12 protein-coding genes are annotated in these 11,826 nt (G+C 59.3%); 5 read left to right on the top strand and 7 right to left on the bottom strand.

Annotation, left to right across the window (positions count from 1 at the left end; translation table 11 throughout):
* Positions 1-33: 33 nt before the first annotated feature.
* Positions 34-1,287 (bottom strand): PP2C family protein-serine/threonine phosphatase, encoded by a 1,254-nt coding sequence (locus KUW17_RS06290; RefSeq protein ID WP_222477543.1) that lies wholly within the window; start codon positions 1,285-1,287, stop codon positions 34-36.
* A gap of 186 nt (positions 1,288-1,473) precedes the next feature.
* Here KUW17_RS06290 and KUW17_RS06285 point away from each other — a divergent pair, with 186 nt between their 5' ends.
* Positions 1,474-1,797, top strand: a complete 324-nt coding sequence (locus KUW17_RS06285; protein WP_222476892.1) for an Hpt domain-containing protein — start codon at positions 1,474-1,476, stop codon at positions 1,795-1,797.
* A 15-nt stretch (positions 1,798-1,812) separates the two neighbouring features.
* Here KUW17_RS06285 and ilvA read toward each other — a convergent pair whose 3' ends face one another.
* Both ilvA and KUW17_RS06275 read right to left on the bottom strand, forming a co-directional pair.
* A complete protein-coding gene (gene ilvA / locus KUW17_RS06280) occupies positions 1,813-3,039 on the bottom strand; it encodes a threonine ammonia-lyase IlvA (RefSeq protein ID WP_222476891.1) in 1,227 nt (408 codons plus the stop codon).
* 73 nt (positions 3,040-3,112) lie between these two features.
* Entirely contained in the window at positions 3,113-3,877 is a 765-nt protein-coding gene (locus tag KUW17_RS06275; protein WP_222476890.1) for a hypothetical protein, read from the bottom strand.
* Between the two features lie 137 nt (positions 3,878-4,014).
* On the opposite strand from KUW17_RS06275, the gene KUW17_RS06270 reads away from it, so the two are divergent.
* The 3 genes from KUW17_RS06270 (at position 4,015) to KUW17_RS06260 (ending at position 6,066) form a co-directional block, all read left to right on the top strand.
* Positions 4,015-5,241 carry an argininosuccinate synthase gene (locus KUW17_RS06270; RefSeq protein WP_222476889.1) on the top strand — a complete coding sequence of 409 codons (1,227 nt, stop codon included), beginning with the start codon at positions 4,015-4,017 and terminating at the stop codon, positions 5,239-5,241.
* Positions 5,238-5,702 carry a DUF1810 domain-containing protein gene (locus tag KUW17_RS06265; protein ID WP_222476886.1) on the top strand — a complete coding sequence of 155 codons (465 nt, stop codon included), beginning with the start codon at positions 5,238-5,240 and terminating at the stop codon, positions 5,700-5,702. The genes KUW17_RS06270 and KUW17_RS06265 overlap by 4 nt, the downstream gene beginning before the upstream one ends.
* Before the next feature lie 79 nt (positions 5,703-5,781).
* Positions 5,782-6,066, top strand: a complete 285-nt coding sequence (locus KUW17_RS06260; RefSeq protein WP_222476883.1) for an SCP2 sterol-binding domain-containing protein — start codon at positions 5,782-5,784, stop codon at positions 6,064-6,066.
* A gap of 67 nt (positions 6,067-6,133) precedes the next feature.
* Here the strand turns inward: KUW17_RS06260 and KUW17_RS06255 are convergent, their stop codons facing one another.
* On the bottom strand, positions 6,134-6,847 hold the full coding sequence (locus KUW17_RS06255) for an HAD family hydrolase (protein ID WP_222476882.1): 714 nt from the start codon (positions 6,845-6,847) through the stop codon (positions 6,134-6,136).
* Positions 6,847-7,755: a D-amino acid aminotransferase gene (locus KUW17_RS06250; RefSeq protein WP_222476880.1), complete on the bottom strand. Its 909-nt coding sequence runs from the start codon at positions 7,753-7,755 to the stop codon at positions 6,847-6,849. Before KUW17_RS06250 ends, KUW17_RS06255 begins: the two co-directional genes overlap by 1 nt.
* A 148-nt stretch (positions 7,756-7,903) precedes the next feature.
* Here KUW17_RS06250 and msrA point away from each other — a divergent pair, with 148 nt between their 5' ends.
* Positions 7,904-8,569, top strand: a complete 666-nt coding sequence (gene msrA, locus KUW17_RS06245; RefSeq protein ID WP_222476877.1) for a peptide-methionine (S)-S-oxide reductase MsrA — start codon at positions 7,904-7,906, stop codon at positions 8,567-8,569.
* 17 nt (positions 8,570-8,586) lie between these two features.
* Here the strand turns inward: msrA and KUW17_RS06240 are convergent, their stop codons facing one another.
* Both KUW17_RS06240 and KUW17_RS06235 read right to left on the bottom strand, forming a co-directional pair.
* A complete protein-coding gene (locus KUW17_RS06240; RefSeq protein WP_222476876.1) occupies positions 8,587-9,459 on the bottom strand; it encodes a ribokinase in 873 nt (290 codons plus the stop codon).
* Positions 9,460-9,465: 6 nt separating this feature from the next.
* On the bottom strand, positions 9,466-11,721 hold the full coding sequence (locus tag KUW17_RS06235) for an NADP-dependent malic enzyme (RefSeq protein WP_222476875.1): 2,256 nt from the start codon (positions 11,719-11,721) through the stop codon (positions 9,466-9,468).
* Between the last annotated feature and the right edge of the window lie 105 nt (positions 11,722-11,826).

The following is an 11,826-nucleotide window of genomic DNA, read 5'->3' as shown; positions in this document are numbered from 1 at the left end:
CAGGACACAATCAGGCAGAAGCGAATATCTGGATTACGGTCCTTGGTACTCAAACAAGGTGGCGGAGACGTCATCCTCCAGCCCGTGTTCCTTGCTCATCACCTGGGTGAGATGCCAGTAAAGGTCATCAAGGAATTCTTTACCGCTCTGCTCCGGACCGCATTTTCCAACCAGCTCCAGAAGGCCTTCGGGCTCCAGCATGGACCCATCCTCCAGCCTCGCTTCGGTGAAACCGTCCGAAAACAGCAGCAAACGGTCGCCATGCTCCATCACGAACTCTTCCTGGCTGTAGCCGATGTCAGGAACCAGCCCAACCGGCACGCCGCCTTTGCCGATGAACTCCAAGTCACCGTTTTTGCGCAGCAGCAGCGGGTGCGGGTGGCCGGCCTGCACCATCTTGACGACACCGCTGCGCAGGTCGGCAATGCAGTAAGCCATGGTGAAATACTCTTCGATCCCGGTATCCGCGATCAGCCGCGCATTCAGCAGGCTGGCGACCTCTTCGGGCTGGCGCAGGGCATAGAAGCGGTTGAACCGCTTTTCCATCCCGACGTTCTGGTCGAAATAACTCGAAGAAAGATACCCGCCCAGCCGCGCCGTCATCATTGCAGAGGTGATGCCATGGCCGGACACATCAATCGAATAGAAGCCGATTCGGTTCACTCCCGGCGAAAACATCCCCACCAGATCGCCGCCAATATGGCCGCAGGGTTTCAGCAGCAGACTGACCGTGGAAGAGCCGAAGCTTTTGGACAGTTCCGGAACCAGCGATTCTTGGATCTTGCGTGCCTGGATCAGGTCCTTGTCGATCGCATCATAGACCCGTTGCAGTTCCCCCAGAGTTTCCGACACGATACGGTTTTTCTCTGACAGCTCCCGCTGCATCCGCAAGATACGTTCGCCGGCGGAGATCCTCGCTCGCAGCTCATCCGAGCTTACAGGCTTTGTCAAAAAATCGTCGGCCCCGGCATCAAGCCCCTCGGCGACTTCGTTTTTTTCGCTCTTGGAGGTAAGCAGAATGAAATAGGCATAGTCGTCACTGGGCCGGGCGCGGAAGGCGCGGCAGAACTCCAGCCCGTTCATGCCCGGCATCATCCAATCACTGAGAATCAGGTCGGGCGGATCCTGCTGGCAGATTTCCATAGCTGCCTCGCCGCTCTCAGCCTCGACGACCTCAAAGCCCCACTTCTTGAGGGATGCGACAAGGATGCGTCGTTGGAGGCGGCTGTCGTCCACAACCAACACACGGCGTATTGATCCAGCCACTGCGTGGTCCTCGTTGTCCATCGAACTTTCTGGCAGCACCGAAGGCACCTCACAAATGGCAAAATCAGAAGATCTTGTGATACTATCGGTCCAGAGATTTAACAGGCGGTGAAGCCTAAAATTTGAGCTTCCTTCTTTATTTCACTATATTTTTACTGCAATCAACTTAAGAAAAGCGCACAGCGGAAGATCGTAAGGACGTATCACATGATTGACTGGCCACGCGTGACGGAGCTGCGCGAAGAAGTGGGTGCCGAGGACTTTCAGGAAGTAGTTGAAATCTTTCTGGAAGAGGTCGAAGAGGTCATTGGCAAACTGGAAGGCGGCGACCGCGGACAGCTGGAACAGGACCTGCACTTCCTGAAAGGCAGCGCTCTCAACCTCGGGTTTGACGAATTCTCTTCCATGTGCCTGGCAGGGGAACAAAAGTCGGCGCAAGGCGAGGCAGGCAGTGTCGACCTCTCGGCTATCATTGCCAACTTTCAAGCATCCAAGTCGGCGTTTCTGAGCGGCCTGTCCGAGAAATTCTGACGCTGGAAATCAGCGTCAGATCACGAACTGCGCCAGTGTCTCGTCCCGGGTGATGTCCGTATAGGTCATGCCTGCCGCATCCAGACGCGCAAACAGCTGTTCAAAGTTTTCCGGCCGCTTGGTTTCGATACCGATTAAAACCGAGCCGAAGTTCCGGGCCGACTTCTTCATATACTCAAAGCGGGCGATGTCATCCTCAGGACCGAGGATGCCCAGGAATTCCTTCAGCGCTCCGGGCCGCTGCGGCAGGCGCAAAATGAAGTATTTCTTCACCCCGGAATAGCGCTGCGCCCGTTCCTTTACCTCAGGCAGCCGCTCGAAATCGAAGTTTCCGCCTGAGGTGACGCAGACAACTGTCTTGCCGCGAATCCAGGAACGCACATCCTGCAGCGCCTCAACGGACAGCGCACCAGCCGGCTCCAAAACAATGCCCTCGACGTTCAGCATCTCGATGATGGTGGCGCAGATGCGGTCTTCGGAGATTGCCAGCACATCCGGCAGCGGCACGTCCTTCAGAATATCAAACGGCAGATCGCCGATCCGCCCCACCGCAGCGCCATCGACGAAGGTATCCACCGTGTCCAGCGGCACCGGTTTGCCCGCCGTCAGCGCCGCCCGCAGGCAGGCGCCGCCGTCCGGCTCCACAAACAGGCTGTGGACGTCTTCGCCAAACCAGGAGGAAACGCCCGCCGACATGCCGCCGCCGCCGACCGGCAGCAGCACATGATCGGGTGCCTTGCCCAGCTGCTCCTCAATCTCCACCGCGATGGAAGCCTGGCCTTCGATCACATCGGCATCATCGAACGGCGACAGGAAATGGCCGCCCTCCTGCGCACACCATTCCTGCGCGGCAGCCAGGCAGACGTCGAAATAGTCGCCGACCAGATGGATTTCGATATTGTCACCGCCGAACATCCGGGTCTTCTGGATTTTCTGCTGCGGCGTGGTGACCGGCATGAAGATCACCCCGCGCTTCCCCATGTGGCGGCACATGAAAGCCACGCCCTGCGCGTGATTACCGGCTGATGCACAGACAAACAGTTCCTGATCCGGCTGCTTGCGCATCGCGTTCATCGCGCCGCGGATCTTGTAGGAGCGGACCGGGCTCAGGTCCTCCCGCTTGAGGTAGATGTCGGCGCCGAAACGTTCGGACAGATGCACGTTTCGCTGCAGCGGCGTTGCCGGGAACACGTCGCGCATCGCCTGCTCAGCGGCGCGGGCCTGGGTCTTGAAATCACTCATGTATCCTTCAGTGGCGCAAGCCCGCCTCCAAGGCAAGAGGCGGGCTTGAAAGCATACATAAGAATACCGGCCGTCAGACCGGTCGTCCCTCGACGTAATGACCGTAAAGGGTGGTCAGAATGCTAATGTTCAGCAGCGCCAGAGCAGCAGACACCAGGATTGAAACACCAGCGGCCAAAGACGGTGATACAGCTAAGGATTCGGCAAAGAACTGTGCTGCATATTGCGCCGCAACCAAAATGGCAGCCAAACCCAATAGGTCACCAAAAGCGTTCCCGGTGAAGTTCCAAGCGTCGCGCAGGCCCATATCCGCACCCAGGGCTGCCGCAGGCAGAATGACAGAAAGCCTCAAAACCAGGTAGGTGACAAAAATTGCAATCGGCAGGTTGATCAATTGCAGTGCAGCCGGACCTGCCCCACTGAGAATGGTTGTCACCAGGAGGACGACCAGCATGACAGGGATCATCATGCAGATAAGAACAAGCGCGATCTGCACAGAGCGGCCGAAATAGGCCATGATCCGGCTGCCTTGCATGCGCGGCATCCAGCCCTGCGGCATTTCCTCGAGCAGGACGAAGCGATGCCAGGCAACGACACTCCACATACCGATCAAGAGCGAAAGAACTACGACCAGAAAAAACGGACCCCCGAGACCCGAGTCTTCCGGCAGCGGAGTCACTACGCCCCATTGCAAGATTTCCCACAAGCCCGTCGTCTTCAGAAACGTTGCAGACAGTGCCACGATCAGAAGCGTGGGGATCAAAAACACCCTCAGCATGTCGCTGAAATTCCGTGTCAGCATTCCAACTGAATGGCTGAACAGCGCCCAAGGTTTCATGAAAATCCGCTCCAGTTTGAAAATCTTGTTTGGCGCGGACCTTAGTTGCAGGGCAGTCTGTGCGAAACCCCGGAAAACCTTGCCCTTGCGGCCAAAACCCGCTACGCCGCAGGCGTTCTGACCTGAGAGGGAATTCCATGTCCGCGCCCAAGAAAGTTGTGCTCGCCTATTCCGGCGGCCTCGACACCTCGATCATCCTGAAATGGCTGCAGACCGAATACGGCTGCGAAGTTGTCACCTTCACCGCCGATCTCGGCCAGGGTGAGGAACTGGAGCCCGCCCGCAAGAAAGCGGAAATGCTGGGCATCAAGCCGGAAAACATCTTCATCGAAGATGTGCGCGAGGAATTTGTCCGCGACTTCGTGTTCCCGATGTTCCGCGCCAATGCGGTTTACGAGGGCCTCTACCTGCTGGGCACTTCGATCGCCCGCCCGCTGATCTCCAAACGCCTGGTTGAGATTGCAGAGGCCACTGGTGCCGACGCGGTTGCACACGGCGCCACCGGCAAGGGCAACGACCAGGTCCGCTTTGAACTGGCGGCCTATGCGCTGAACCCCGAAATCAAAGTGATCGCGCCCTGGCGTGAATGGGACCTGTCCTCGCGCACCAAGCTGCTGGAATTTGCCGAGGCGCACCAGATCCCGATCGCCAAGGACAAGCGCGGCGAGGCTCCCTTCTCGGTCGATGCCAACCTGCTGCACACCTCCTCCGAGGGCAAGGTGCTGGAGGATCCGGCGGAAATGGCGCCCGATTACGTCTACCAGCGCACCGTCCACCCCGAAGAGGCGCCGGACACCCCGGAGTTCATCGAGATCACCTTTGAAAAGGGTGATCCGGTTGCCATCAATGGCGAGGCGATGAGCCCGGCAACCATTCTGACCGAACTGAACGAGTACGGCCGCAAGCACGGCATCGGCCGCCTCGACCTGGTCGAAGGCCGTTTTGTCGGCATGAAGTCCCGCGGTATCTATGAGACCCCGGGCGGCACCATCATGCTGGAAGCCCACCGCGGCATCGAATCCATCACCATAGACCGCGGAGCAATGCACCTTAAGGACCAGTTGATGCCGCAGTACGCAGAGCTGATCTACAACGGCTTCTGGTACAGCCCCGAGCGTGAAATGCTGCAGGCGGCCATCGACAAGAGCCAGGAGTTCGTGTCCGGCACCGTGCGCGTGAAGCTGTACAAGGGTCTGGCTTCCACCGTTGGCCGCTGGTCGGACAATTCGCTCTACTCCGAAGCACATGTGACTTTCGAAGAAGACGCCGGCGCCTACGACCAGAAGGACGCTGCAGGCTTTATCCAGCTGAATGCCCTGCGTCTCAAACTGCTGGCCGCCCGCGAACGCCGGATCAAGAAGTGAGTGACCAAGACGGCATAGACGGCGAATTCGAGGACGATTTCGCGGAAGAGCTGGACATGTTCGTCGAAGCTCAGGACACCGTCTGGACGGCTGTCCTGAGCGAACTCTCTGCAGGAAAAAAGACGAGCCACTGGATGTGGTTTGTCTTTCCCCAGCTGGCTGAGCTTGGCCAGTCCCATATGGCGCAGCTTTACGGGATCGAAGACCTGACCGAAGCCACAGCCTATTTGAACCACGAGATACTGCGCGCCCGACTGGTCGAGGTCAGCCTGCTGATGCTGTCTCATCAGGGTGCGGATGCCGCACAGATCCTTGGCGGCATCGACGCCAAGAAACTGCGCTCCTCGATGACGCTGTTTGCCGCCGTCCCTGGCGCACCGGTGGAATTCCAGCAGGTTCTGGATGCCTTTTACGGCGGCCAGCCTTGCCCGCTGACCAAGACCGCACTTGCCGCGGCGTAATCCTTCCGCCTCTCCCGCGGTCAATCTTGCCCGGTTTTATCCCTCTGCCTAACCCTTTCGTATAGCGAGGGAGGACGAGATGGCATTGGACGATATTGCGGCTGGAATCCGGGACGGTCTGGCCGGGAAGAGTTTCGACGGGTCGCTGAAATTCGATTGCGGAACGGATGGTGTGATTGTCCTGTCGGAAGGAAGCGCCAGCACAGACGACCGCGAAACGGATTGCACGCTGCGGTTGTCGGCTGAAAACCTGAAAAAGCTGCTGACCGGAAACCTCAATCCGATGACCGCCGTCATGATGGGCAAGATCAAGATTTCCGGCGACATGGGCGTTGCGATGAAACTGAGCAAGCTGATCAGCTGATCCATTTCGAGCGGCAAGTTTCCTGGGCTGAGCGCCACAAGGGCGAGGGGAAGCACTCCTCAGCCCGTCAGATTTTGGCCGCCTTCATTTGCTCGTAATAGGGCATCGCTGCCTGCAGGACTGGCTGCAAATCCTCCGGCACGTCCGGCAAGGGGCCTTCAGGGCCGGCGAATCCGGTAGAGGTCCAGACAGCGCCATACCAATGAGCAGCCCAGACCCCGTCGTCCTTGTGGCCGCCTTTGGGCCAGCTCAGCATCTTCGGTGAATAGGGCATCCCCATCATCTCGCACAGCTGCTCCAGCTTGGCGGCTGGATCCTCGCGGATGTCATGGCTGTCCACCACTACCGGCACCTGACCCCAACTGCGCACCAGATCAAACAGCTCCGCCTGCTGGCGGAAGCCGATGTCCTCCAGCACCGGGTTCTCCCGTTTCGCTGCATAAGACGCGATCACCCGCGCCGGATGGCGGATCAGAAAGACGTTGGTGACATCCCGCATCCATTCCCGCGGAACCCCTGAGATCATGTGCTGGGTCATGTGTTTCTGGTAATAGAACGGCTTGGCCGCCGGCACCGGCCCCAACAGCGCCTGCGCCACGGTCTCAGGATCCTGCGGCTGGCTTTCCAGGATTTCCGCGCGCATCGGATGGTCGAGGCCCGTCATCGCCAGATAGGCCGCGTAAAACGGCTCATCCACAACGGCGCAATCGCCACGGTTGCCGAAGGCATACATCATTGCCGTCGACAGGTTCCGCGGCCCGGACCACATGGCAATCCGCATCAGGCGCACTCCTTCTCGATCAGCGCCTTGTAGAGACCGCGGATGCGCTCTGTCATCGCGCCCATCTGCCCGTCGCCGATCTGCCGGCCATCAATACTGCCCACAGGGGTTTGGGCGCCGAAGGTTCCGGTGAGAAAGGCTTCATCCGCACCGTAGGTGTCCACCAAAGAGTAGTTCCTCTCATAGACCGGGATGCCGTTCTCGCGGCAAAGATCGATTACTTTCTGCCGGGTGATGCCGTTCATGCAGTAGTCCCCGGTGGAGGTCCAAACCTCTCCCTTGCGCACGATGAAGAAGTTGCAGGCGTTGGTGGTGTTCACAAAACCATTCACATCCAGCATCAGCGCCTCATCCGCGCCGGCCTTCTCCGCCGCGATGCACGCGAGGATGCAATTCAGCTTGGAATGGGAATTGAGCTTGGGATCCTGCGTCATTGGCAGACCGCGGAGATGAGGCACTGTCGCCAGCTTGATCGGGCGCGGCAGATTGGGGCGGGAATGCTCCATGATAATGGTCATCGTCGGCCCCTGGCGCGACAATGAAGGATGCTGAAACGGCCGGGTTTTCACACCGCGTGTCACCATCAGCCGGGCATGGGCATCGGTCGTCATTTCATTGGCTGATTGTGTCTCTAACAAGGCTTTTCTGACACCATCTCGGTCAAGGCCAATATCCAGATCAATAGCCTTGGCCGCCTCGAACAGCCGGTCCAGATGCTCATCCATGAAAGCCCAGTTGCCATTGTACAGCCGCAGCCCTTCCCACACGCCGTCGCCCAGCATGAAGCCGCTGTCATAAACACTGACTTTGGCCTCGGCCTTGGGCACAATTTCACCGTTCAGATAAATCAGTATCTCTTCGTTGCGCTGATCTTCTTCCGCCTGGTGGGTGCTCATCTTGTCGGTCATGGAATCCTCCTTGGCCGGCACGTTAGTAATACTGGATCCGGAATCCAAACGATAACTTGCTGTCACCAGTCCGTGAAATCCTGACTTGCCGGGTTGAGCCGAGACGCGACAGCCGGCAGGCTGGCGGCAAGGCAAGATGGAGTCGGGAATGCAAATTCTGGAGAAATTGAAGCCGCTGGTTTTGACCGGTTTGATTGCCGTCGGGTTTTCTGCACACGGCAATCCGCTGCACGCGCAATCCACCGAAGTTCTGACCGTTGCCGGTGGCTGTTTCTGGTGCGTGGAGAGCGATTTCGAAAGCGTCCCGGGCGTAGTTGAAGCCGTATCGGGCTACACGGGTGGCACCACGGCAAACCCCACTTACAAGGACGTCACCCGCGGCGGCACCGGTCATTATGAGGCGGTGCAGATCGTCTTTGATCCTGCGAAAGTCTCTCGCGAGCGCCTTCTGGAGCTGTTCTTCCGCTCAGTTGACCCCACCGATCCCGGCGGCCAGTTCTGTGACCGTGGCGACAGCTACCGCACTGCGGTTTTTGTCTCTAACAGCCAAGAAAGGGCCCTAGCCGAACAAACGAAGGCGCAGGCGCAGCAAGATTTGGGGCAGAAGATCGTAACCCCAATACTTCCAGCCAAGACTTTCTATCAGGCCGAAGACTATCACCAGGATTATTACAAGGGCGACAGCCTAGTGTTCACCCGGTTCGGACCCAAGCGGCAGGCGGCAGCATACAAGCGCTACCGCCAGGCCTGCGGGCGCGACGCGAAGGTCGCGCAGCTTTGGGGCGACGCGGCTCCTTTTGCCAAAGGGCATTGAGCCTAGGCCGTCCGGTTTTAGAACCGGGCGGCTTGCACTTCCTTCAAGGTAGGAATGACATCAGCCGTGCCCCGTCGCGTGACCATAAGCGCCCCTGCCCGGCTGGCCTGCGCCATTGCTTCGGCAACCGTAAGGCCGAGATCCAAGCCAGACAGGACGTAACCAGTGAAGGTATCTCCTGCACCGGTTGTATCGACCGGCGTGACCGGCAAGGCGGGCACATCACTAACCGCGCCCGTTTCCCCGTCGATATGCCGCGCGCCCTTGGCACCCAGGGTGATGATCACATCCTTGACGCCCAACCCGCCCGGCTCTTTTCCTGTGGCCTGCTGAAGCTGCTGGGCCTCGACCTCATTCAGGATCAGGAAATCCAGGCACGGAAGAACCGCCTGTACCGCATCTGCGTCAAACGGTGCGGCTGCGTAGCAGACGCGCAGCCCCATCTTCCGCCCTAGCTGCGCCGCCTCTGCCTGCATGCTGGTTTCATTCTGCATGACCAGAATATCGCCGGCGCCCGCCCGGGACAGAGCCTGTTCCACCTGTTCCCGGCTCAGCGTCCTGTTAGCCCCAGGAAACAGAATGATCTGGTTTTCTCCCTCAGGTTCCACCGCGATGATGGCATGCCCGGTTGGAGTGTCCGCCTGGACGATGTGGCTGATGCCAACCCCATACTCCTTAAGACGCTCCAACGCCCATTTGCCGTCAGGCCCCACAGCACCGACATGGTGCACGTCGCTGCCTGCGCGGGTGGCGGCGACGGACATGTTGGCGCCCTTGCCGCCAAGAAAGCGGTCAAGGCTGAGGGCAGCAAGGGTTTCCCCCGCCGCCGGCAGATGCGGCATGGTATAGACCATATCCGCATTGATAGAGCCGAGGTTCCAGATCGCCATATCAGATCACCCGATATTGCAGGCTGCCAGCACCGCCATGTTCAGAATGTCATTGGTGGTGGAGGTGGTCGAGCAAATCTGGATCGGCTTGTCGATACCGGACAGGATCGGACCGATCACGGTGGCACCGCCCATCTCCTGCATCAGCTTGACAGAGATCGAGGCTGAGTGGCGGGCAGGCACGATCAGGATGTTGGCCGGGCCGGTCAGGCGCTGGAACGGATAATACCGCTGCGCGCGCTCGTTCAGAGCCACATCGACGGTCATCTCGCCTTCGTACTCGAAATTGACACCGCGCTGGTCCAGGACGGTCGGTGCGACATGCATTTTTTCAGCCCGCTCCGACACCGGATAGCCGAAGGTGGAGAAGCTGACAAAGGCAACCCGCGGCTCAAGGCCCATGTGGCGCGCCACCACGGCAGCACGCTCCGCGATGTTGGCCAGGTGGTTTTCATCCGGCCATTCGTGCACCAGTGTGTCGCCAATCAGCACGATCCGGCCCTTGTGCAACAGCGCGGTCACGCCGGCCACGCCGTGATCAGCATCGGCGTCGAACACATGGTTGATCCGGTCCAGCACATGCGCCGATTTACGGGTTGCGCCAGTCACCAGCCCGTCTCCGTGCCCATGCGCCAGCATCAGGCTGGAGAACACATGCCGGTCACGGCCCACCAAGCGGTGAATATCCTTGCGGTCAAACCCTTTGCGCTGCAGGCGGTTATACAGGAAATCCTTGTACATCTCGAAATGCGGCGTGTTGGCGGCGTTCACCACTTCCAGTTCACGCACGGCGTCACCCAGGCCGGCCTTTTCCAGCTTACCGCGCACGTCATCCGGCCGGCCCACGACCAGCGATTTGCCGAAACCGGAACGCTGGTACATCACTGCGGCACGCAAGGCCCGCGGATCGTCGCCTTCGGCAAAGATCATCCGGGACTGGGCAGAGCGTGCCCGGGCATTCAGGCCGCGCAGGATCGAAGCGGTCGGGTCCATTCGTGATTTCAGGCCAACCTCATAGGCGTCCATATCCACGATCGGGCGGCGCGCCGCACCGGTATCCATCCCCGCCCTGGCCACGGCGGGCGGAATCCGGTGGATCAGCCGCGGATCAAATGGTGTCGGGATGATGTAGTCGCGGCCAAAGGTCAGCGACTTGCCATAGGCCAGCGCTACCTCGTCCGGCACATCCTCGCGCGCCAGCGCCGCCAGCGCATGGGCGCAGGCAATCTTCATCTCGTCGTTGATGGCGCGGGCGTGAATGTCCAGCGCACCGCGGAACAGGTAGGGGAAGCCCAGAACGTTGTTCACCTGGTTCGGATAATCCGACCGGCCGGTGGCAACGATGGCGTCCACCCGAACTTCATGCGCCTCTTCCGGAGTGATTTCCGGATCCGGGTTCGCCATCGCAAAGATCACCGGATTGTCGGCCATGGAGGCGACCATTTCCTGGGTCACTGCACCTTTGACCGAAACGCCGAGGAACACATCGGCACCGCGCATCGCCTCTTCCAAGGTACGAAGATCGGTGCTGACGGCATGCGCCGATTTCCACTGGTTCATGCCCTCGGTGCGGCCTTGGAAGATCACGCCCTTGGTGTCGCAGACGATACAGTTTTCGTGACGCGCACCCATCGCCTTCAGCAGTTCGATACAGGCAATGCCTGCCGCGCCGGCGCCGTTCAGAACGATCTTCACATCCTCGATCTTCTTGCCCGACAGATGCAGCGCGTTGATCAGACCCGCGGCACAAATAACAGCAGTGCCGTGCTGGTCGTCGTGGAACACCGGAATGTCCATCTCTTCCTTGAGCTTCTGCTCAATGATGAAACATTCGGGCGCCTTGATGTCTTCTAGGTTGATGCCGCCAAAGGTCGGCCCCATCAGCTTGACCGCCTTGATGAATTCGTCCGGGTCTTCCGTGTCCAGCTCGATATCGATCGAGTTCACATCGGCGAACCGTTTGAACAGGACGGATTTACCTTCCATGACCGGCTTGGAGCCCAGTGCCCCCAGGTTTCCCAGGCCCAGCACGGCGGTACCGTTGGAGATCACCGCGACAAGGTTGCCCTTGTTGGTGTAATCGTAAACGGTTTCGGGGTTCTCCGCGATTGCCTCGCAAGGCACCGCAACCCCCGGAGAATAGGCCAATGACAAGTCCCGCTGGGTGGTCATCGGGACGGTCGCGTTGATCTCCCATTTGCCCGGAGACGGCTCCAGGTGAAACGCCAGGGCTTCTTCGTCGGTGATCTTGTTCTTAGGCATCTATTCTCATGTCCTCTCCTCGTCGCCGACCGTCTTAGCCCAGCACACGGCGCCCCTCAATCCGCGGTTTCAAGAATCTGTATCGCCAGATTTTAGAAAAAAGCG

The organism is Leisingera aquaemixtae, assembly GCF_019801145.1.
Taxonomy (GTDB): Bacteria; Pseudomonadota; Alphaproteobacteria; order Rhodobacterales; family Rhodobacteraceae; genus Leisingera; species Leisingera aquaemixtae_A.
Note: the sequence above shows the minus strand (reverse complement) of the source record. Positions and strands in the feature narration are given on the sequence as shown.

Excerpts from the sequence above, each read along its gene's own strand:
- KUW17_RS06260 (WP_222476883.1), top strand. The coding sequence starts at position 5,782 with ATGGCATTGGACGATATTGCGGCTGGAATCCGGGACGGTCTGGCCGGG.
- ilvA (WP_222476891.1), bottom strand. The coding sequence starts at position 3,039 with ATGAGTGATTTCAAGACCCAGGCCCGCGCCGCTGAGCAGGCGATGCGC.
- KUW17_RS06275 (WP_222476890.1), bottom strand. The coding sequence starts at position 3,877 with ATGAAACCTTGGGCGCTGTTCAGCCATTCAGTTGGAATGCTGACACGG.
- KUW17_RS06270 (WP_222476889.1), top strand. The coding sequence starts at position 4,015 with ATGTCCGCGCCCAAGAAAGTTGTGCTCGCCTATTCCGGCGGCCTCGAC.
- KUW17_RS06290 (WP_222477543.1), bottom strand. The coding sequence starts at position 1,287 with ATGGACAACGAGGACCACGCAGTGGCTGGATCAATACGCCGTGTGTTG.
- msrA (WP_222476877.1), top strand. The coding sequence starts at position 7,904 with ATGCAAATTCTGGAGAAATTGAAGCCGCTGGTTTTGACCGGTTTGATT.
- KUW17_RS06250 (WP_222476880.1), bottom strand. The coding sequence starts at position 7,755 with ATGACCGACAAGATGAGCACCCACCAGGCGGAAGAAGATCAGCGCAAC.
- KUW17_RS06235 (WP_222476875.1), bottom strand. The coding sequence starts at position 11,721 with ATGCCTAAGAACAAGATCACCGACGAAGAAGCCCTGGCGTTTCACCTG.
- KUW17_RS06255 (WP_222476882.1), bottom strand. The coding sequence starts at position 6,847 with ATGCGGATTGCCATGTGGTCCGGGCCGCGGAACCTGTCGACGGCAATG.
- KUW17_RS06285 (WP_222476892.1), top strand. The coding sequence starts at position 1,474 with ATGATTGACTGGCCACGCGTGACGGAGCTGCGCGAAGAAGTGGGTGCC.
- KUW17_RS06240 (WP_222476876.1), bottom strand. The coding sequence starts at position 9,459 with ATGGCGATCTGGAACCTCGGCTCTATCAATGCGGATATGGTCTATACC.